The organism is Methylobacter sp. Wu8, assembly GCF_036440755.1.
GTDB lineage: Bacteria > Pseudomonadota > Gammaproteobacteria > Methylococcales > Methylomonadaceae > Methylobacter_A > Methylobacter_A tundripaludum_A.
Window position 1 is genome coordinate 1 of the sequence record NZ_JAZGVT010000054.1, and the last position, 21,659, is coordinate 21,659.

Genomic DNA, 21,659 nt, shown 5'->3' on the forward strand with positions numbered 1-21,659 from the left:
AATTTAGGCAATTACCATGAAGAGCATGAAGACTTAAACCTTTCATGCCGCTTCATGTCCTTCATGGTTAAAAAATGAAAAATAAAACTTGCTCAAGTTATTTCATGCACGTTCCTTAATAGCTCCATGACTTTTGCAAGCGGATCCTGCCCACATAACCCAATTGGCACAAAACCTGCTTTTAATTTATCAAACAAGAAAATCCGTAAGCTTCGCGACTTAGCAAACGACCGTTTTTGGCCCAATAACTCGGCATCAACTAACTGGACGAGCGGCTAATTAAATTGTTTAACTTAAACAGCCGAGCCTGCGGATTTTTTTACTTAATGGATAGCGATTTACTTTCAATAACCTAACCAGGAATGCAACGTTATGCGGAGACCCGGAAAATCATTTCACCCCTCCCTGTCAAATTCATCCCGATATCTTGGTTTCATCCTTACGCTAAGCGTTTTTTGGCATGGCAGCCTGTCCGCAGAAACGCTCAGCTTAGCTCAAATACTTAATCTGCTTGAAACGCACAATCCGTCGCTAGCCAATGCTCAAGCCCGCAAGGAGTCCGCGCAGGCCGCCTTGGTGACGTCCAAAGCCTATCCGAATCCCGAACTGGAAATAGGCGGAGGCTCTTCGACCGGCATCGGCCAGGGCGCGCTCAACGGTTCCAATGAGCAGGTTTATATCTCCCAACCGCTGGACCTGCCGTTCGTAAGAGAAGCCCGAAGCAAGGTTGCCGAAGCCGGTATTACTTCGGCGGATGAAGCCGGCCGCCATGTCTGGCTGACTGTGCGCAGCCAGGTACGGCTGGCGTTTTACGAAATTTTGCGGCGTCAGGCGGAACTGCAAATCAGCAAGGACAACGAGCAATTACTGACGCAGATACGCGATAAAATCAAACTCAAGGTTGAAGTAGGGGAAGCGCCCCGTTATGAACAGGTCAAATCCGAAGCGGAAGCGCTGAACGCAGTAAAACTGCGGGAAAGCGCGGAAACCCGGGTGGATGACGCCAAATCGGCGCTACGCATGATGTTCGGCCCGGCCTTGCCGCACCAATATGAGGCGGCGGGCGACTTGCCCGCACCACCCGCGTCACTGCCATCCCTGGAAAGTTTGCGTGAAGAAGTGCTGAACAAGCAACCCGTCTTGCAGCAGTTTCGCGCCGAAATCGAAAAAGCCGAGGCCAAAGTCAAGTATGAGCAAAACCTCCGCTACCCGCAGCCGACCTTGAAAGCGGGCGCGGAACGGGATCCGGGACTTGAGCAGTGGCGGGTCAACATTGTCGTCCCCTTACCGTTGTGGAATCAGCGCCAGGGGCCTATCGGCGAGGCCGCTGCGGAGCTGCAACAAGCCGAAGCATTGGCCACGCAACAGGAGTTCTCGGTCATGCGGGAACTGGAAAACGCTTACAACCGGTACCGGATAGCCCATCGCCAGGTTGAAACTTTCGATGCCGGTTTGCTGAGGGAAGCCGAAACGGTGCTCAAAGTCGCCGAATCCGCCTATCGCCTCGGCGAACGCGGCATTATCGATTATCTCGACGCCCAACGCACCTACCGCACCGTTCGTAGCGACTATATGAACGCCCGCTTCGACCGCCAGGCCGCATTGATTGACCTGGACCGTTTACGCGCTACCGATCTGGAGGATCTGTAACTATGACATCATTTTACCCTTTGCTGTTTATCCTGCTGCTGATCTCCCCGGCAAGCAACGCCGACAATGCCTTACCGGTGGTCAAAGCCAACTCCGTACTGATGAAGCAGATCAAAGTCATCGCGATAGGCGAAGGCCAAGTGCATGATTCCTTGCGCTTGCCGGCGCGGGTCGACCTGGATCAACAGCGCGTCGCCCGGATCGGCGCAACGGTAACCGGCCGGATTACCGAAATCCAGGCCGTACTCGGCCAGGAAGTCCGTAAAGGCGAACAGCTGGCGATACTCAACAGCACCGAACTCGGCATGGCTCAGTCGGCTTATCTAAAGACCAGTTCGCAAGTCAATCTGCGCCAACTGGCGGTAAACAGGGCCAAGCGCCTGCTGGCCAGCGACGTGATCGCGGCCGCCGAGCTTCAGGAAAGAGAAAGCATGCTGAATGAAGCCGACGTGGATTTGCGCACCGCGACCGACCAGCTGCGCGTATTCGGCATGTCGGACAGCGATCTGGCCAGGCTGTCCAGGGAAAAGAAAATCCATTCGTTCCTGCCGATTACCGCCAGCATTCAGGGTACGATTGTCGAGCGCAACGTCACCGTCGGCCAAGTCGTACAACCTGCCGATGCGTTGTTTACCGTAGCCGACCTGTCCCATGTCTGGGTGGTCGCCGAGCTGCCTGAGCAACAGGCGGGCTGGGCGCACAAGGGCGATGAAGCGCTGGTCACTATCGCCGCCCTGCCGGGGGAAGAACTGAGCGGCCGCCTGATTTATGTGGACGACATGGTTGATCCCCAGACCCGTACCGTCACTGTGCGTATGGCGCTGCCCAATCCGCAGCGTGTTTTCAAGCCGAACATGCTGGCCACCTTGCTGATTCGCAAGCAGGGCGTACAGGAACTGGTTTTACCCGATTCGGCGGTGCTGCGCGTCAATGACGGCGATCACGTCTTCGTCCAGACCGCGCCGGAAGAATTTCAACTGAGACCGGTGCAACTGGGCATTCGTTACGGCAATGTCCGCCGCGTTCTCGGCGGCTTGAAACAGGGCGATAAGGTTGTCGTGGAAGGCGGCTTCCATCTTAACAGCGAACGTCAGCGCAAGGAATTGGAGTAAAACCGATGGTCGAAGCCTTGATTCGTAGAAGCCTGGATAACCGCATCCTTATTCTGGCGCTGGCGCTGGCGTTGGCGGCTTTTGGCGTGCGCGCGCTACAGTCGCTGTCCGTCGATGCATTCCCCGATGTCACTAACGTGCAGGTGCAAATCGCCACCGAATCCTCCGGGCGTTCGCCGGAGGAAGTCGAGCGTTTTATTACCGTACCGCTGGAGATCGCAATGACCGGCCTGCCCGGCCTTACGGAGATGCGCTCGTTAAACAAAAACGGCCTGTCCCTGATCACGCTGGTGTTTACCGACGCTACCGACGTCTATTTTGCCCGGCAATTGGTCATGGAGCGCCTGATGGAAGTCAGCCACAACATGCCCGAAGGCGTCAATCCGGTATTGGGTCCGGTTTCCACGGGGCTTGGCGAAGTGTACCAATACACACTGGAGCGAGCTGACGACGGGCAGCGCGCGCTGACCCCGGAAGAGCTGATGCGCCGCCGCGAAACCCAGGACTGGGTCGTGCGCCCCCTGTTGCGCGGCATAGCCGGGGTTGCGGAAATCAATTCGCAGGGCGGCTACAACAAGCAGTATCAGGTATTGGTCAATCCCGACCGCATGCACCATTACCATATCACGCTGGACGAGGTCTTTAACGCACTGGCGCACAACAACGCCAACAGCGGCGGCGGCGTTTTACCGCATTTCGCCGAGCAATACCTGATTCGCGGCGTCGGTTTGATTCGCGACGTCGCCGACATCGGCAATATCGTGCTCAAAGAGCAGCACAGCGTCCCTGTCCACATTCACGATGTCGCCGAGGTCAAAATCGGCCACGAAGTGCGGGTCGGCGCGGTGATAAAAAACGGTTATACCGAATCGGTCGGCGGTATTGTGATGATGCTGCGCGGCGGAAACGCCAAAGACGTCGTCAGCCGCATCAAGGAACGGGTGCAGGAAATCAACGACAAGAACATGCTGCCGGAAGACCTCAAAATCGTTCCGTACTATGACCGCAGCGAACTGGTCGATGCCGCGTTGCACACCGTCACCAAGGTACTGCTCGAAGGCGTGGCGCTGGTCGTGGTGATTCTGCTGCTGTTTCTCGGCGATATCCGCTCCAGCCTGATCGTTGTCGGCACTTTGCTCATTACGCCGCTGGTCACCTTTATCGTCATGAACCAGCTGGGCATCTCCGCCAACCTGATGTCGTTGGGCGGACTGGCTATCGCGATCGGCCTGATTGTCGACGGCTCCGTCGTCGTGGTCGAAAACGCCTTCAGCCAGCTGACCGAGCGCAAGGGCCGCTTTACCAGCCGGGTGAAAGTGGTCATGGCCGCCGCCCAGGAAGTCGCCACCCCGGTATTATTCGGCGTCGGCATCATCATCCTGGTATTCCTGCCGCTGATGACATTGGAAGGCATGGAAGGCAAGATGTTTTCGCCGCTGGCTTATACGATCGCAATAGCCTTGCTGATTTCGCTGATTCTGTCGCTGACCTTAACGCCGGTTTTATGCTCTTATCTGCTGGAAGGCCAGCATGGAGAAGAACACGATACGCGCATTATTGCGTTCATGAAAAAGCCTTATCTTAGGCTGCTGGATATAGCCCTGCAAAAAGGCAAGACCGTCGTCTTTCTGGCGGCCGGCCTGTTTGTCGGCGCACTGCTATTACTGCCCTTTTTGGGCACCGCCTTCATTCCCGAGATGAAGGAAGGCTCCATTGTTCCGGCAATCAACCGGATGCCGAATATATCGCTGCAAGAAGGTATAAAAATGGAAATGGAAGCCATGCGCATGGTCATGGAGATTCCGGGCGTAAGCCTCGCGGTGACCAATATCGGCCGCGGCGAAAGCCCGGCCGACCCGCAAAGCCAGAACGAATCGACCCCGATCGTCAGTTTGAAACCCCGTGATCAGTGGCCTAAAGGCTGGAGCCAGGATCAGATCGCCGATGCGATACGCGACAAACTCAATGAAAATCTGCCCGGCATCCAGGTGGTGATGGCGCAACCGATTTCCGACCGCGTGGACGAAATGCTCACCGGCGTGCGCTCCGATCTGGCCGTGAAAATATTCGGCGACGATCTGGAGCAGTTGAAAACAACCGCAAACGACATCGCCCGGCTTGCGGGCGCTATCCAGGGCGCTCAGGACATCCGCGTGGAACGGCTGACCGGACAGCAGTATTTGTCGATCACAATCAACCGCGAAGCCATCGCCAGACACAGCATCAATGCGGCTGATATTAATGAGGTCATTGAAACAGCTATCGGCGGCAAGACGGCGACGGAAATCTATGAAGGCGAACGGCGCTTCTCGGCAACCGTGCGTTTACCGGAAGGTTTTCGCAACAGCATCGAAGCCATTGACGCCATGCTGCTGACGTCGGCCAACGGCGCGCGCGTACCGCTGGGCGATCTGGCCGACATCCGCCTGAATGACGGGCCTTCGCAGATCAGCAGGGAAATGGGCAAACGCCGGATCGTTGTCGGCGTTAACGTCAGGGACAGGGACTTGGGCAGCTTCGTGGCGGAACTGCAAAAAGCCGTCTCCAACCAGATCAAGCTGCCGGAAGGGTATTACCTGGAATGGGGCGGACAATTCCAGAACATGGAACGCGCACTGGGCCATCTTAAAATCATTATCCCGATTACGATCGGCGCGATTTTCTTTCTGCTGTTCATGCTGTTCAACTCGCTACGCTTTGCCGCGCTGATTATTCTGGTACTGCCGTTTGCGTCGATAGGCGGCGTGGTATCTTTGTTCATCACCGGCGAATACCTGTCGGTGCCGGCTTCGGTCGGGTTTATCGCGCTGTGGGGAATCGCCGTATTGAACGGCGTGGTGCTGGTTTCCTATATCCGCAACCTGCGCGACAGCGGACTCAGTCAGATAGAGTCCATTCGCCAGGGCTGCGCGCAACGTTTCCGCCCGGTCATGATGACCGCCACCGTCGCGCTGCTCGGGCTGGTGCCCTTCTTGTTCGCCACCGGCCCCGGCTCGGAAGTCCAGCGGCCTTTAGCTATCGTTGTTATCGGCGGACTGATCACGTCAACATTGCTGACGCTGATTATGCTGCCTACGCTTTATCGATGGTTCGAGGAAGACCGTTAGTCTGTTTGATTCATCAGTCGTGACCCCCCTTTTCCCTACGGCATCACAAAACCGTAATGTCATGGCGGACTTTAAAAAATTTTATGTGCATTGTGCGTAAACACAGCGGAGAATGAATGTGAACTTTTTACCGGGAGTAGAACATGCCGCACAATTATTTGAAAACAAGTTACGCCTTAGCCCTTGCAATCGCCGGAATGCTGGCGACCGCCCCGGTTCTAGCCGACAAGCATGCCGGGAAAGGCCACGAAAAAGCCGAGAAACATGAACGGCGGGAAAAACAAAGTCATGACAGGGAGCGCGATGATCGGCCATTTCAGCAAAAAGGCGAACAAGACCATAGAGAACAGCGCTATTTCGATGACAGGCATCGAACCGTGATCCATGACTACTATGCCGAGCAGTTTCGCACCGGCCGCTGTCCGCCGGGGCTGGCCAAGAAACAGAACGGCTGCGTTCCGCCCGGACTGGCAAAACAGTGGAATATAGGCCAACCGCTGCCCCGCAACGTGACTTACTACGATCTGCCGTCGGCAGTACTTAATCAACTGGGAGCGCCGCTGCCCGGACACCGTTACGTGCGAGTGGCGGACGACGTCCTGCTAATCAGGCTAGGAACGGGATTGGTTGTAGACGCCCTTCAAGGTCTGGGCTGGCGCTAACAGGCGTCATATTTAAAGTCGAACGCAGGGCTAGGGAAGCGCTGATTTAGTCCTTCGACAGGCTCGGGACGAACGGTAACGTATTGATTCCGTTCGTGGTGAGCCCGTCGAATCATGAACGGAAGCATTTTGTTCAGCGCTTCCCTAGGTTCTATCCCGCCAAGACAACAATGCGATGTTTCTCCGCACGAAAATAAACGCTGTACGGAAAACGATTGTAAACAATTATTTACCACCGAGAAGACACGAGGTTTTTACCTCAGATATTACCGGGTAGGTCGGGTAACTGCTTTTCGTTGCCCGACATTTGAAGCGCGTATATGTCGGGCATAAACGGCATGCCCGACGGGACTTTAATGCGTACCCGCCAATTTAAGTACCAGCGCAGTTATCAATACTGTTTGCAGCACACCAACGCCCACCACCCAACGGATTAACTCCGCTTTAGTTTCGGCAATGTCACGCTTTAGCTCGGAACGTACCAGCTCAATCTTTAACTCCAGTTCCCTTAAGTCGCGCTTGGTGGCTAAATTATCTAAATCATAATCATGACGTGCCTGCTCCAAGGTATTGCTGGATGTTGTTTTTTGTAAGTTGGTTATTACTTCCGCCTGTTCTTCGCTAAAACCTACATCTTTAAGCTTTTTAACAAATTCATGCGTATCGAAAGTTAATGTATTCATCGTTTCACCTGCATTGATTCAGAATGCATTGTATAGGCAAAGGTCATCACGCACAAAAAAGCCGGTGTGTCCGGCCTCAGCTGTTACGTCATGCGGTAACGGCACTAAGCTTTAAAGTTGCAATGCGAGTCGGGCGGAAATTCTAAGCCCAGAACTATGATCGAGCTCTGCCTTGGCAAAGCACCGTACCAATCAAGCGAGTCGGGTAGTTGCAACAGCTTTTCGTCGCCCGACATTTGAAGCGCGTATATGTCGGGCATAAACAGCATGCCCGACAGAACTATATCTTCTTTGGGTCGGCAGGACTTGTATACAGATGAGCGCCGGAGCGTGGGAGCGATCAACAACCCATTGTTATTGATGCAATACATCCCAAACCGGCTGCAACAGGCTTTGGCATTGCAGCTCAAACGGCTCGCCCAGCACCTGCCCCAAGTCCGCCACATTGCCGTAAAGCCGCCTGAGTTCCGGCTCGTAAGGCTGTTCCACGGCCCTGGACAATTGCTCGATTGCCGCATCCAGCGCCGACTTTGAGGCCCGGCTGCCGATTTGCAGTTTGTGGGCCTGTTTGATGTACGCCAAGGCCGGTTCGACAAAAAATGCATCGGGCTGTTTTCGGCCCTGCCGGTATATTTCTATCCATGCGCTCAGCTGCTGCGGTCGGCAATGTTCGGGCAACAGGCTTAAGTCTTCATCGGTACTGAGCAAAAACGTCGGTTGCGGCTGGACTTCGTTAATTATCAGGTGATGCAACAGCGCGCAGACAAAATCCTTGCCCTTAAGAGCGGCGTAACGATAAATGAGGCTGCCGTGCCGGTAAAGGTTGCCGAGTTTGCCGGCCAGACGGTATTGCCCGACGATTATGTCTACCGGCAAATCGTCTAAAGACGCGCCTAAGTCTTTTTCCTTTATTCGTTGGACAAATTCATTAATCGCCTGCTGTTGGCGGTCGAACTCCAGTTCGCCCGGTACGCCCGCCAGCCACCGGCCTTGGGCTTGCAGTTTTTTTACCGTGGGCTGCTTGCCGTTTAGCGCCTCGTGTATCCATTCATGATAAATCGCGTAACCCTCCAGCTTGGCGACGCTAAACGGCTCGCGCTCTTCGGCATCGGCTTCCATGCCGCTAAAGCGTAAATCCATTTGCCGTTGCATAAAATAACGCTGCGGATGCCGGAAGAAACTGAACAATTCGCTGAGCTCGATCACTTCGGTTTCCGCAGCGTCTTCGAGGATTGCTCCTTGCCACCATAAATCGACAAGGGCGGACGGTCGGTCGCCCCTGCCGGTCAATGCCCTAGCGGTTTCGCAATCGGTCTCGGAAAAGCTGAATAAATCCGCCGCACCGTCAAAATAGCGCCGACTAAACGGTTGCAACGGATGCCGGGTGATCCAGTCTATAGGAGCAATCTGCTGTTTTAGTGCTGTTGACTTTGGAGTATGGACTCCTTCTCCCTCAGGGAGAAGGTTGGGATGAGGGGGTTCAAATAAGCCTTTTTCCTTATTTTGTTTCCCCCTCACCCCACCCTCTCCCTCTGGAGAGGGCTTTTTTGCGCAGCACTGCAAAACCTCCAGCAATTCGCTGATCACCACCGACGGCGGAATGGCGTCATTGTGGCTGATCGACTGGCCGATATAGGTCATGATCAGCCGCTGCCTAGCCGACAACAGGATTTCCAGAAACTGGTAGCGGTCATCGCTACGGTGCGAACGGTCGCCTTTGCGGAAATTGTGCGCCAGTAAGTCGAAGGTCGGATGACGGTCGATTTTTGGGAACTCGCCGTCATTCATGCCCAGCAAGGCAATCACTTTGAACGGGATCGAGCGCATCGGCAACATCGAACAAAAGGTCAGCTGGCCGCGCAAAAAGCCGTTGGATGATTTGCGCTCGGCAACCATGCCTTCCAGCCAGCTGATAATCACTTGCAGCTCGACGTCATCATTATGGACTGCGGCCAGTTCGGCGGACAATTCCGCCAGCAGTTCGTTAAGCTGCCGGCGCTCGACCGGTTCCGCAGCCGCCAATAACTGGTCGGCGTAGTAATAAAGCTGTGTACTCCAGCTTTTCAGCGGTTTCGGCTGTTTCAGTTCCTTGCTGGCTTTAAACAGCAGCTGCATAAAATCGCACAAGCCGCCCAAAGCCAGCGCCGAGGAACCTTCAATATCCCTGTAGGGCAGCACCTCTGCAATAAAATCCTGGTCGCTGCCGACCGCATAGCCCATCAGCAGCCTGTCCAGCGTCGCCTGCCAGGTGTTTTCGCTCAGTTCCGGCAGGCCCAGCTCCTGTTTGTGTTGCGCGGACTTGCCCCAGCGGACATGGGTATCCTGCACCCAGTGTTTGATCAGTTCCAGGTCGACCTCGGACAAACCGAAACCCGGATACACCACCGGCTGTTCCAGCAAATCCAGCACCGATTGCCAGCCGAAACGGCTTTGGCTTAAGTCCAAAAAGCGGATGAAGGCGTCCAGCGCGTTGTTGCTCAGGCGCAAGCTTCGGTCGGCGATCGCGTGTTGAATATCGTCGAACACGGCGGAAATAAACGGCTCGTACACCTGGATGTCCGGGGCCATGACCACAATGTCGCGCAGCTCCAGCGACGGGTCGTTTTCCAACGCTTGCAGCAGCTGGTTTTTCAGCACTTCCACTTCGCGCATCCTGGAATGGCAGGCATGGATGCTGATCGAAGCGTCTTGTTCCAGGACCTGTCCGTCCAGCCGGTTATTCAAGATGCCGTTTTGCAGCCGTTGCAGATGAGTGCGCGCCTCGCCCAGTTCGAAACTTTCCGGTTCGAAATCGAACTGCGCCTGATCCAGCAGCATCTCCTGAAACTCGCGCCCCTGCTGGCCTAAGGTTGACAGCAACGGATGGCCGGTAAAATTTTCGTCGATTGCCCGCTGTCTCTTCGTTGCCAGATCGGCCCAAAAATCCTGTGCCGGATTGAGCAGAAAAAGATGCAGCTGGCAATGCTTGGACAAGCCTTGCAAATAGCTCAAGAATAACGGCGGCATCGTGTTAAGCCCGAACACCGAAATCCGCTCCGGCAATTGCCCGCTGAATGCGCCTTCCTCCGCGGCATTCAATTTGGCGATCACGTCCAGCCACAACGAGCCCCGGTGCTTGTTGCCGGTCTGTTCGGTTATTTGCAGCCACAACGCCTGCTGCCAGCGTTCGGTTGTTGTCTGGTACAGCAACTGGCCTTTTTGCCACGCCTCCAACATATCCGGCCGCATCATCTGGTACTGGTCGAAAATCTGCGCCAGCTGCTGGGCTAACTGGTAGCGCTTTAACGCGACATTCTCGCCGGACAGGTATTGCGTTAACGGCGAAAACACTTCGCCGTCCAGTCGGTCGCATCGGTTCCCTACCGATTGCGACACTTCTGACCTCCAGGGAGGGAGGAAATGCCGAGGACTGCCGGGAGCAGTCTCGGTCGCCATCCCTGGCAGTCGCCTGAGCAAGGCCTCGATCCGCCATAGCATCAAGTTACGCTCGAAAGCCGCATCGCTTAAGCGGCTGTCGATGTTCTGCGCCAGCGAACTGAAAAACTTGCCGGGAAACAAAAACTCGTAATTCCCCCAGACCTTGAATCGGCCGGCCAGCTGCTGCGACAACCAGCGCTCCATGCCCTGGCTTTGGATCAAGAAGACCTCCTTCGCAAAAGGCGAGGCCAACGGCGAGTTTTCGATGACTGCGCACAGGTGGGCGACCAGGTTTTCGGTTTTATTGGAGCTGTGCAGGATGAACATGGGCGCTTGAGTTTATCGTGGGCATTTTTTAAAAATCAGCTGAGGAATCTTGGTATCTGCTGTATTATCACACACCATTTACAGTCCCTTAACTAAAATCAGGAAGCCTCATGACTCAAGACGAATTAAAACAAAAAGTAGCTCAAGCCGCTTTACACTATATTAAAGATGTTTCCATTATCGGCGTAGGCACCGGTTCTACGGTGAAGCATTTCATCGATTATTTGGCCGATTTTAAAGGACAGATCGAAGGCGCTGTCTCCAGTTCCGAAATGAGCACCGCACATTTGAAAAAAGTCGGCATTCCTGTGCTGGACCTGAACTCGGTCGGCACGCTGGATGTTTATGTCGATGGCGCTGACGAGGTGACGCCGCATAAACATATGATTAAAGGCGGCGGCGGCGCATTGACCCGCGAAAAAATCATTGGCGCAGCCAGCAAGCAGTTTGTTTGTATTGTCGATGAAACCAAATGCGTCGATGTGCTGGGTAAATTTCCGCTGCCGGTTGAAGTCATCCCGATGGCCAGAAGCTATGTCGCACGGGAGCTGGTTAAATTGGGCGGCCAACCGGTGTGGCGGGAAAACGTTATCACCGACAACCACAACGTGATTCTCGATGTACATAACCTGGACATTATCGATCCGATCAAGCTGGAACAAATCATCAACAACATTACCGGCGTAGTGACAGTCGGCCTTTTTGCGATGCGTCCTGCGGATGTGGTGTTAGTGGGCAAGGGCGATGAAGTCATCACGCGATAACAAACTTCTATAGCGTTGATTCACTCTGATCGAGCCGGCAACAAGCATTTTGCCGGCTCGATTATCTGCTGTTCATCAATATCCTGAATCGAATAATCCTGCTTGTTGAGTTTATACGGATTGACGGTTGATGCGGACTTGACCACTTTGTTGATGTCGGTCTGGTAAACCCGGCTGACCGGCGTCGGGCCGAAGAGGGTGATGGACGGCCTATTTAAGCCCCAGGCCATGTGCGTCGGCCCGGTATCGTTACCGATCAGCAAATCGGCGTTGGCAATCAGCGCTTTCAGGCTGTTCAAATCCAGTTTGGGCATGACTTTGATTAGGCCGGATTGCGCCGCCATCCACTCCGCTCGGGCTTTTTCCTGATCGCTGCCCCAGATGACCAGGCAGTTTTGCTGCAAGGCCTCTGCTATTTTTACGAATTTTTCCGCCGGATAGTTGCGGCTGTCCCAGGTTGAGCCGATCACCAGCACGATATTGTTCCGGTCTTTTGACAGGTAGTCATAAATTTGCGGATCTTCGTTTTTGAAGAACAAAAACGGCTTTTTGTTGAGAATTTGCTCTTTGGTGATGTCGAACCCTAAAGGGCTGGACAGGACCAATGCATTTCTGTCGATGGTATTGGCATGAAAAGCGCACGCCACTTTAATATCGTAAAACCATGACGCGGCTTTTTCCCGGATTGAATCGGCATCAAATCCGGCGATGCGCTTTCCGTGCCGCGCTTTCGGCATACCCAGCCCCCCTGCCGCTACCAGTTTGGCGGTGACCGCCGATTTAATCAGCCCTTGGGCATCAATAACCAAGTCATAATTATTTTTTGCGTAGCCGCGGATTTTTTTGAGCTGCCGAACAAAACCGGTCTTATCGTTTTTTAAGGCTTTCAGGTTAACCGTCAGAATGTTATCGATGTCGGGATTGTTTTTTAAAACCTCGGCGAAGCGCTCTTCAACGATCCAGTCGATCTGGATTTCCGGGGTGCGGGCCTTGATGAATTGAAGAGCGACCATCGCATGGACGATGTCGCCCAGGGCCGAGAGTTTTACGATCGCTATTTTCATGTAGGCTCTGCTTCGGTAAGCGCTATCAATTGAAGCACCCGGTCCGGTGTGATGCCGGTCAGGCAATGGGTGTGGCCCAGCGGACATTCGCGCTTGAAACAGGGTGCGCAATCGAGATTCAATGAGATAACCTGGGCCTTATCGTTCAGCGGCGGCGTAAATCCCGGATCCGATGAGCCGTAAATGGCGATGATTTTTTTATCCAGCGCGGCGGCGACATGCATCAAGCCTGAATCGTTGGTCACCACATTATTAACCAGCGACATCAAATCGACCGCCTCGGCCAAGGATGTCCTGCCGGTAAAGTCGGTACAAAGGCCGGAAGCTGCTTTATTGATTTGCGCGGCGTCGGCTTTGTCTTTTTCGGAACCGAACAGCCAGACCTGCCAGCCTTGGTCGATTTTATGCCGGGCGACTTCGGCGTAATACTCGGTCGGCCAGCGCTTGGCCGGGCCGTATTCGGCGCCGGGGCATAAGGCCAGTATTCTTGGAGAGGAAATCAGCTTGAATTTATCGATGACGGCTTGTTGCCGGTCTTTGCTGATCGTTAGCGCAGGCGTCGGGCATACCGGCGGCAACTTCGCATCTTTGGGCAAACCCAAGGCGACAAACCGCTGCACGGTCATGGTCAGCCGTTTTTTATCGAGCTTTCTGGCATCGTTCAGCAAGCCCCAGCGGTATTCGCCGATGTAACCTGTACGAACGGGTATATCGGCAAAAAACGTTGGTATTGCGGATTTCCAGGAATTCGGCAGCAGGATGGCCTGATCGTAGCCTTCCGGGCGCAGGCTTTTACCCAGTTTGATGCGTTCGATCAGGCCGAACTTACCGCGCGGCAGCGGCATCGCAATGGCTTGGGTCACTTCGGGCATTCTTTCCAGCAGGGATAATGTCCATGACGGAGCCAGCACGTCGATCCGGCAGTCCGGGCGGGCATTTTTCAGCGCGATAAACAGGCTTTGCGCCATCACCATGTCGCCGACCCAGGAGGGGCCGACGACTAGAATCTTGTGATATTTTTTCAAGACCTTAAATGACTATATACTTTATAAACCACGAAGACACGAAGAAAGAAACATAAAACTTCGTGTCTTCGTGGTTCATTTTTTTAAAAAACCTTAAGCAACGTAAGTCAACCAATCGGCATGGTCGTCTCTGCGCCCATGCACATAGTCGAAATACAGAGACTGCAATTTCTCGGTGACCGGCCCGCGGCTGCCTGAACCGATTGCGCGATTGTCCAGTTCCCTGATCGGCGTTACTTCAGCCGCAGAACCGGTAAAGAACGCTTCATCGGCCACGTAAATCTCGTCGCGGGTGATGCGTTTTTCGATCACTTCATAACCTTGCTCTCTGGCAATGGTGATGACCGAATCACGGGTAATGCCTTCCAGCGCCGAGGTGGTTTCAGGCGTGTAAATTTTGCCGTTGCGCACGATAAACAGGTTTTCGGCGCTACCTTCCGCCGCGAATCCTTCATGATCCAGCATCAACGCTTCGTCGTAACCGTTGGCCAAAGCTTCCTGTAACGCCAGGATGGAATTGATGTAATTGCCGTTGGCTTTGGCTTTGCACATGGTGCTGTTGTGATGGTTGCGGGTATAAGACGACGTGCGGATGCGGATGCCGTGCTCGATGCTGTCCGCGCCCAAATAAGCGCCCCATGACCAGGCGGCGACCATCACGTGGACTTTCAGGTTGTCGGCTCTTAGCCCCATACCTTCGGAACCGAAAAAGCACATGCTGCGAATATAGGCGCTGTCCAGGTTGTTCTTGGCAACCGCATCGCGATGCGCCTGGTTAAGCTCGTCTTTACCGTAAGGCATTTTCATATTCATGATATGCGCCGAACGGAACAGGCGATCCGTATGTTCCTGCATCCTGAAAATCGCCGTGCCTTTTTCCGCATGATAAGCCCGTATGCCTTCAAACACGCCCAATCCATAGTGCAAGGTGTGCGTCAACACATGGACTTTAGCTTCGCGCCACTCAACCCACTTGCCATCCAGCCAAATAACGCCGTCTCTATCATCCATCGTCATCGTTTATTCTCCAACTTAAATTAATGTTTATTTATGTAAGGGCATGGAACATGGATGCCAACAGTAGGCGCCTCTAGGCGACACGGATTTGACTGATAACCACTGATAACCGTTTTAATCCGCCTAATCAGGTCATCCCTGTCTATTACCTACTCCATGTAACCATGCCAAATCTGTTCGACTTGTGCGCTCATTTTGGCGACCTCGGCCTCGGCTATAACAGCCTTATCCCCTTGTAAAACCTGTTTATGACCGAAATCCCGATAGGTGCAGTAAGCGTTTTTAAGTGTTTCCTGATCGGCTTTGGAAATAAAGCCCTGCTGTTGCAGGCCTTCAAGCAGTCTGACATTATCGGTGTAGGTCGTCAGCGCTACATTAAGAGCCGCCTGATCCAATACGCCAAATTGTACTATAAACTCAATATCAGCAATACCGCCTTTGCTTTGTTTTAGGTCAAACTTGTCTTTATCTTTGGTAGCCAGAGCCTCGCGCATTTTTTCGCGCATCTCCCGGACTTCTTTTTTTAATACGCCTGTATCCCTGGGCAGGCTTAAAATCCGGCTGCGTATGGCCTCATACTGTACTTTAAGCTGAGGGTCTCCGGCGATAAAACGGCCCCTGACCAGCGCCTGTAGCTCCCAGGTCCAGGCCTGATTTTTCAGGTAATCCTCATAGGCGTTAACATGACTGACCAGCAAACCGGAGTCGCCATTGGGCCGCAAACGCATATCCACTTCGTAGAGTACGCCGGACAACATCTTGGTATCGAGTATATGCCTGACTTTCAGCCCCAGACGACCGTAAAATTGGCCGCAGGAAATCGGCTTTTCGCCATCAGTCATCGCATTGCCGTCCTTGCAATCGTACAAAAACACCAGATCCAGGTCGGAGCCGTAACCCAGCTCGATGCCGCCCAATTTGCCGAAGCCTATGACCGCAAAACCGATAGACGTATTATCGGTCTCCGGCGGCTGGCCATGCTTGTCTGTCAGCATCAGCCACGCGCGTTCAACGACATGACTGACGATGCTTTCGGCGATATAGGTCAGGTAATCGCTGACCACCATCAGCGGGATTACGCCCATAATATCGGCGGCGGCCACTCTTAATACGTTCAATTGTTTAAACTGGCGCAGCACTACCATCAGCTGCTCAAGATCCTGCACCTCGACATGAGCCAGCAAAACCCGAAGTTGCCGGTCAAGATCGGCTTTTTTGAGCGGCTCGTAAAGCGAGCGGGTATCCAGCAATTCGTCGAATAAGACCGGGTACAGCGATAAATAATCGCAAATCCACGAACTGGCCGATGACAGCTTGACCAATTGCGACAAGGCGCCGGGGTTTTCGGACAATAACGATAAATAGACATTCCGGCCCGCAACCGCCCCAAACAATCCGAGTATCCGCATCAGGGTTTCATCCGGGTTAGCAACCTGCCGCATGGCTTCTATCAACTGCGGCATTAACCGGTCAAGCACGCCCGCGCCTTTAGCCGTCAGCCTTCTGACGGCGGCGGAATGCTTAAAATCTTTTATTGCAGCGAGCATCGCGCCGGTGTCTTGAATGCCCCATTCTTTTAAATGGTCCATCAACTCCGAATCATCGGCGACACAAGCCCAAATTCTTTGCGCCGTTCGTGGTGAGCCTGTCGAACCATCCTGTTTTGACAGGGAAAAAACCTGGTCGAAGACTTCGTGTACCTGCGTCCTTACCTTGTCCAGATCCTGTTTAAAGCTAGGCCAGTCTGGATAATCCAGCGAATACGCCAATATCTGTTGCGCTGCCGGGTTTGTCGGCAAATCGTGGGTTTGTTGATCCTGATATTGCTGGATATGGTTTTCAACCCGACGCAAAAAACGGTATGACTGCATTAACTGATCGGCATCTTGTTGCGCCAGCAACTCCCGCTCACCCAGCAGTCTTAATACATCCAGAATCGGACGGGTTTGCAGGGCTTTGTCGTTGCCGCCGCGGATCAGTTGAAATGCCTGGCCGATAAATTCTATCTCGCGTATGCCGCCCGGCCCCAGCTTGATATTTTCCATGCGGTCTTTGCGCCGCAGTTCCTGGGTGATCTGCGCCTTTAACGAGCGCAACTCCTCAAACGCGCCGTAATCGAGATAACGCCGGTACACAAAAGGCCTGAACATGGCCATCAGCTGCGCGCCGACCTTGAAGTCGCCCGCAACCTGGCGCACCTTGATCATCGCGTAGCGTTCCCATTCCCTGGCCTGGGTCTGGTAATAGTTTTCCATGCCGTCAAAGGTCATGATGATCGGCCCGCTGTCGCCGTAAGGCCTTAAGCGTATATCGGTGCGGAATACAAAACCGTCTACGGTGATCTCGTCCAACACTTTGATCAGGTTGCGGCACAGCTTGGTAAAGAACTCGCCGTAGGTCGTTTCTTTCCTGTCCGGCAACACGCCGTCTTCCGCGTAGGCAAAAATCAGATCGATGTCGGAGGAATAATTCAATTCGTAAGCGCCCAGCTTGCCCATGCCCAGCACCACAATCTGCTGCGGGCTGCCGTCCGACAATAACGGTGTGCCGCGTAGTTCGCAGGCTTCCTGATAAAGAAAATCCAATGCGTATTGTATGCAGGCGTCAGCCAGATGCGATAAATCGGCCAGTGTTTCCGATAATTCGGCCCAGCCGGCCAAATCCCGCCAGGCTATCCTGACCATCTCCCTGCGCCGGAACCAACGCAATTTCGTCATTAACTCGGCCTGCGTCTCAACCGGGGTTTGCGCCAGCCCTTCGGCCGAGCTCAGGACAAGTTTTTCGGCATAATTGTTTTCGCTGTAAACCGCCGACAAATCGCCGGAGTTAACCAGATCGGCCAGCAACTCAGGCTTGCGGGTGCAGCTTTCGGCAACAAACAGGCTGGAGCACCAGACCTTGACGATAGCTGCATTAAACTCCGGCGTTGGCGTGATATTGAGCTTAAGTTCCGTAACCCGTTCATCCCATTTAGTCAGCGAGTCGATCACCGTAGCCCTTAACTGATCAGGTAGCGCTGCAAATTCGGATTCGATATTTTTGATAAAAGACATGGCTGAAAGGCGTCAATGGAAAAACCCATGATAACGAAAACAGGCGCGCAACGAATAGCGCTATTTGTAAACATCTTGATATGAACAACGAAGATGGGTAGAACGAGTCTTGATAAAATGATAAAGTTGAACAAATCCTCATTAAACTATTTACGATTTAAACTTATGAAAACGCCCACATTTACCAAGAACTTCTTTTTTGCTGCACTGACCAGCGCGGTTATCGCATTATCGGTTACCGGCTGTTCGGATGATGAACAAAAAACCGCAGCGGCGAAACCGGCAGCGACCGCCGAAGTGCATAACCCGTTCGATCATTCCCACGACACCCCGGTGACCGATATACAAAAACACAAGTTTGAGCATGATTTTGCCGACCAATGCGTAGACAGGGAATTAAAAAATTCAACCAATAAAGAATTCGATAAGGCGCGCTATTCCACGCCTTGCATGTGCATAGCCAAATTCTTGATGAAAGATTTGACTGCCGATGAGGCTCAGCTGTTTATCGGCGAGCATAAAAACGCCCAGTCTTTGGTTATCAAGTATGAGAATGCGGCTTATCATTGCCTGCAACAGAACGCCCTGCCTAAAGGACCGGATTTTACCAGAGTGCCGCAGGCTAATTGATTTAACATTGTAGGCCGAAATAAACTTGTTTTCGCTGTCGCTCAAACAAGTTTATTTCGGCAACACAGCGTGTCTGTCGGGTACCATACCGGACTTAAGCAACAACCGTAATAACCGTCTTCCCTGCCAGTTCTTTTAATACCTGCAAACCGCCTGCGATAATCATTTCAGGATTTGGATGCATCGACTCCTCGGCAACCTGCTTTAGACAATCGGCCGCCAATATCCCTTCATGCTCCTGGATTATTTCCAGCAACCGGTAAGTGATCGGAGTGATTTCTATAAAATTAACCTCGTCATTCGGATTGCGATAAACAACCAGGAAGGTAGCTTGCTCCGGCGCCGTTTCAGGTAAAAAAGCGGGGGATATTTGCTGGACGGGATATTGATAGGCCAGCGGCCAAGCTAAAGGCGACAACTGAATACGCCGGTTGAATAAATCATCCAGATTCTGCTGGTTTTCATGCACGGTTTCCTTGGCGATGGACAAGGCCATTTCCACCCATTCGTAATGCGCCAGCTCCAGCATAAACGGGAAATCATTTGCACCGTCCCGCTCGTTTTGCAGATAATCCAAAAACTCTTCAGGGATTTCTGAAAAATGCGGCGAACGACTGACATGCTTGGCGAAAAAACCCTGTCCCAGCTCAAACCATTGCCGGTCATTCAATAGTGTCCGCAACACCGGAAAATTGGCCGACAAAAAGCTGTCGATATTATTAAAAAACAGCTCGCGATACATCGCCATGCGCTGCGGCTGGACATCGGCAGGCGGCGAATTGTTTTCAGGATCTCTGATGTACGCGGCAAACTCGCTCTGCTTGGTTTTAAAATCGACGCTCATACCGGCCCTCAAGCGGATTGCTTGGCATGCTGGGTTCCCCAAGCGGCTTGTATCGCGCTGATGGTGTTAACCTCCCTGATTAACTCTTCCATCTCCGGGATATTAAAGTCCCGCTCCAACAGCGTCGGAAACACGCCGTAAAGCTCATAAGCCTTGCCCAGCAGCTTCCAGACGGGATCGATCACGTCTGCGCCGTGGGTATCGACCAGAAAATCTTCAGCCTCGACATAATGCCCGGCAATATGCGCGTAAGCGATGCGGTGCGCAGGCACGGCCTTTAAAAAAGCTTCGGCATCGTAACCGTGGTTAACGCTGTTCACGTAAATATTATTGATGTCGATCAGCACATCGCAATCGGCTTCTTCGATAACCGCATTGAAAAAATCGATCTCGGCCATTTCCTGACCGGGGGCGGCGTAATAGGACACGTTTTCGATGGCTATCTTTTGCTCCAGAATATCCTGGACGCGCTTGATCCGCCCGGCAACATGGGTAACCGCTTCCGAGGTAAACGGGATCGGCATCAGGTCGTATAAATGCCCGTCCTTGCTGCAATAACTTAAATGTTCGCTGTAAAATTTTATTTGATGTTCGGCCATGAACCGTTTGACTTCGCGGACGAATTTTTCATCCAGCGGATCGGTGCTGCCTATCGACAGCGATAAGCCGTGACAGACAAAATCGAATCGCTCGGTCATCGCGCGAAACTGCTTGCCGAATTTTCCGCCGATGGTGATCCAGTTCTCCGGCGCGACCTCATAAAAACCGACTTCTTCGGGCGGGGATTCAACAATCTGGCTTAAAAATGATCGCCTAAGACCTAAACCGGCGCCGTGAACGAGATTCTGGGTTGTGTCCATAAGAACACCTTGCTGTGATTTGATGGGAACTGGAGGGCATGATGATCACGCCCTCCTTATGCTAAAAACGGAAAGACCGCCTTAGACTTATTTGCCGGCGGGTTCTTTAGACATATTGCCGCAAGAGCCTTCCTTGCCTTTCATCATCGCGCCGCAGGCCGCTTCCATACCTGGTTTCATTTTGCCGTCTTGCATCATCGCGCCGCATTTGCTTTCGCCGCATTTGCCTTCGGCGGCTGGTTTTGCTGCATCTGGTTTTTTGTTGCCCGCACATGCTCCTTCCGCCGCTTTAGGCTTCTCCATACCGCCCATTGACGCACCGCATGACATTTCAGCCGCTTTATCCGCAGCGGCAACTTGCATGTAACCGGCCGACAATTCAGTCATACCGAAAGGATTGGCTTCTGCATTAACCGCAGTTGCAGCAAATGTAGACAAAAAAGCGGCACCCATTGCAGCAGCTAAAGGGGTTTTATTAATTTTTTTCATTGTAACTCCAGGGGTGTTGGTTGTTTCAATCCGCTCCCAGCGGGTTAAGTCGGGAGATTAATCGATACGCAACGTATCGAATGTTGCTTATCATATCAAAACCGTCTAAATAAAGAATGAATATCCTTCTATACCACAAAACTCCGTCAAATTATCAGCCCGGTGCATACTTTATATTAATGTCCGGTTTTATTCTGATACTCGCACAAGTCTTCAATAACACAGCTCTCACAACGCGGCTTTCTGGCAATGCAGGTATAGCGCCCATGCAGAATCAGTAAATGATGCGCATCTTTCTTATGCTGTTTAGGCACCCACTTGTCCAGTTTACGCTCCACCTCCAGCACATTTTTACCGGGCGCAATGCCGGTACGGTTGGCAACCCTGAAAATATGGGTATCCACCGCAATCGTATGCTGCCCAAAAGCGGTATTCAATATGACATTGGCGGTTTTTCTGCCGACCCCCGCCAGCGCTTCCAGCGCTTCCCGTGTCTGGGGCACCTGGCCGTCATGTTTCTCAAGCAACTGCCTGCAAAGCGTGATGATATGTGCCGCTTTGCTGTTAAACAGCCCGATGGTCTTGATGTGCTCTTTTAAGCCCGCCTCGCCCAGCGCCAAAATGGCTTGAGGCGTATTGGCGACCGGAAATAATTTGGCGGTCGCTTTGTTGACGCCCTTATCGGTCGCCTGCGCCGACAAAACGACCGCAATTAATAGTTCAAAAGCGCTGGTATAATGCAGCTCCGTAGTCGGTTCAGGTATGGCCAAAGCCAGCCGATCAAAAATTTCCAGGCGTTTTTTTAGATTCATGCGGTATTTGGTTTTACTCGATAGTGTGCCGCTATTTTCAGCATAATCGAAGGATCGAACAAGCTATGTCTGAAGTGAGGGTGTAAGAATTTTTGTGAAACAGTCGTTTGGCGGGAAACTGCCTCCCATTCCCTTTTACTTCA

The 21,659-nt window shown here is 52.9% G+C and carries 16 protein-coding genes; 6 read left to right on the forward strand and 10 right to left on the reverse strand.

Annotation, left to right across the window (positions count from 1 at the left end):
• Nucleotides 1-372 precede the first annotated feature (372 nt).
• From V3O24_RS06910 to V3O24_RS06925, 4 genes are all read left to right on the forward strand, one after another.
• Nucleotides 373-1,650 (forward strand): TolC family protein, encoded by a 1,278-nt coding sequence (locus V3O24_RS06910; protein WP_331306696.1) that lies wholly within the window; start codon nucleotides 373-375, stop codon nucleotides 1,648-1,650.
• 2 nt (nucleotides 1,651-1,652) lie between these two features.
• The gene (locus V3O24_RS06915; protein ID WP_331306697.1) at nucleotides 1,653-2,762 is read left to right on the forward strand and encodes an efflux RND transporter periplasmic adaptor subunit; all 1,110 of its coding nucleotides are present in this window, start codon (nucleotides 1,653-1,655) and stop codon (nucleotides 2,760-2,762) included.
• A gap of 5 nt (nucleotides 2,763-2,767) precedes the next feature.
• Complete coding sequence (locus tag V3O24_RS06920; protein WP_331306698.1) at nucleotides 2,768-5,869, forward strand: CusA/CzcA family heavy metal efflux RND transporter; 3,102 nt, start codon at nucleotides 2,768-2,770, stop codon at nucleotides 5,867-5,869.
• A 143-nt stretch (nucleotides 5,870-6,012) separates the two neighbouring features.
• Nucleotides 6,013-6,531, forward strand: a complete 519-nt coding sequence (locus tag V3O24_RS06925) for a hypothetical protein (RefSeq protein ID WP_331306699.1) — start codon at nucleotides 6,013-6,015, stop codon at nucleotides 6,529-6,531.
• A 353-nt stretch (nucleotides 6,532-6,884) separates the two neighbouring features.
• On the opposite strand, the gene V3O24_RS06930 is transcribed toward V3O24_RS06925, so the two are convergent.
• Both V3O24_RS06930 and recC read right to left on the reverse strand, forming a co-directional pair.
• Nucleotides 6,885-7,214 (reverse strand): DUF1640 domain-containing protein, encoded by a 330-nt coding sequence (locus V3O24_RS06930; protein ID WP_104423878.1) that lies wholly within the window; start codon nucleotides 7,212-7,214, stop codon nucleotides 6,885-6,887.
• Nucleotides 7,215-7,568: 354 nt separating this feature from the next.
• Nucleotides 7,569-10,958, reverse strand: coding sequence for an exodeoxyribonuclease V subunit gamma (gene recC / locus V3O24_RS06935; RefSeq protein WP_331306700.1), 3,390 nt, complete (start codon nucleotides 10,956-10,958; stop codon nucleotides 7,569-7,571).
• A gap of 110 nt (nucleotides 10,959-11,068) precedes the next feature.
• Here recC and rpiA point away from each other — a divergent pair, with 110 nt between their 5' ends.
• Nucleotides 11,069-11,722 (forward strand): ribose-5-phosphate isomerase RpiA, encoded by a 654-nt coding sequence (rpiA, locus tag V3O24_RS06940; RefSeq protein WP_331306701.1) that lies wholly within the window; start codon nucleotides 11,069-11,071, stop codon nucleotides 11,720-11,722.
• Nucleotides 11,723-11,742: 20 nt separating this feature from the next.
• On the opposite strand, the gene waaC is transcribed toward rpiA, so the two are convergent.
• From waaC to glnE, 4 genes are all read right to left on the reverse strand, one after another.
• Nucleotides 11,743-12,786, reverse strand: a complete 1,044-nt coding sequence (gene waaC, locus V3O24_RS06945; RefSeq protein WP_331306702.1) for a lipopolysaccharide heptosyltransferase I — start codon at nucleotides 12,784-12,786, stop codon at nucleotides 11,743-11,745.
• Nucleotides 12,783-13,811: a lipopolysaccharide heptosyltransferase II gene (waaF, locus tag V3O24_RS06950; protein ID WP_104423873.1), complete on the reverse strand. Its 1,029-nt coding sequence runs from the start codon at nucleotides 13,809-13,811 to the stop codon at nucleotides 12,783-12,785. The genes waaC and waaF overlap by 4 nt, the downstream gene beginning before the upstream one ends.
• A gap of 93 nt (nucleotides 13,812-13,904) precedes the next feature.
• Complete coding sequence (locus tag V3O24_RS06955; protein ID WP_104423872.1) at nucleotides 13,905-14,828, reverse strand: branched-chain amino acid transaminase; 924 nt, start codon at nucleotides 14,826-14,828, stop codon at nucleotides 13,905-13,907.
• 149 nt (nucleotides 14,829-14,977) lie between these two features.
• Nucleotides 14,978-17,881 (reverse strand): bifunctional [glutamate--ammonia ligase]-adenylyl-L-tyrosine phosphorylase/[glutamate--ammonia-ligase] adenylyltransferase, encoded by a 2,904-nt coding sequence (gene glnE / locus V3O24_RS06960; protein ID WP_331306703.1) that lies wholly within the window; start codon nucleotides 17,879-17,881, stop codon nucleotides 14,978-14,980.
• Nucleotides 17,882-18,046: 165 nt separating this feature from the next.
• On the opposite strand from glnE, the gene V3O24_RS06965 reads away from it, so the two are divergent.
• Nucleotides 18,047-18,511, forward strand: coding sequence for a hypothetical protein (locus V3O24_RS06965; RefSeq protein WP_331306704.1), 465 nt, complete (start codon nucleotides 18,047-18,049; stop codon nucleotides 18,509-18,511).
• A 94-nt stretch (nucleotides 18,512-18,605) separates the two neighbouring features.
• Here the strand turns inward: V3O24_RS06965 and V3O24_RS06970 are convergent, their stop codons facing one another.
• The 4 genes from V3O24_RS06970 to nth all read right to left on the reverse strand — a co-directional run bounded on the left by V3O24_RS06970 (nucleotide 18,606) and on the right by nth (nucleotide 21,516).
• Nucleotides 18,606-19,355 carry a putative DNA-binding domain-containing protein gene (locus V3O24_RS06970; protein ID WP_331306705.1) on the reverse strand — a complete coding sequence of 250 codons (750 nt, stop codon included), beginning with the start codon at nucleotides 19,353-19,355 and terminating at the stop codon, nucleotides 18,606-18,608.
• An 8-nt stretch (nucleotides 19,356-19,363) separates the two neighbouring features.
• Entirely contained in the window at nucleotides 19,364-20,215 is an 852-nt protein-coding gene (locus V3O24_RS06975; protein WP_104423868.1) for a DUF692 domain-containing protein, read from the reverse strand.
• An 87-nt stretch (nucleotides 20,216-20,302) separates the two neighbouring features.
• Nucleotides 20,303-20,704 carry a hypothetical protein gene (locus V3O24_RS06980; protein ID WP_104423867.1) on the reverse strand — a complete coding sequence of 134 codons (402 nt, stop codon included), beginning with the start codon at nucleotides 20,702-20,704 and terminating at the stop codon, nucleotides 20,303-20,305.
• 176 nt (nucleotides 20,705-20,880) lie between these two features.
• Nucleotides 20,881-21,516, reverse strand: a complete 636-nt coding sequence (nth, locus tag V3O24_RS06985; protein ID WP_331306706.1) for an endonuclease III — start codon at nucleotides 21,514-21,516, stop codon at nucleotides 20,881-20,883.
• Between the last annotated feature and the right edge of the window lie 143 nt (nucleotides 21,517-21,659).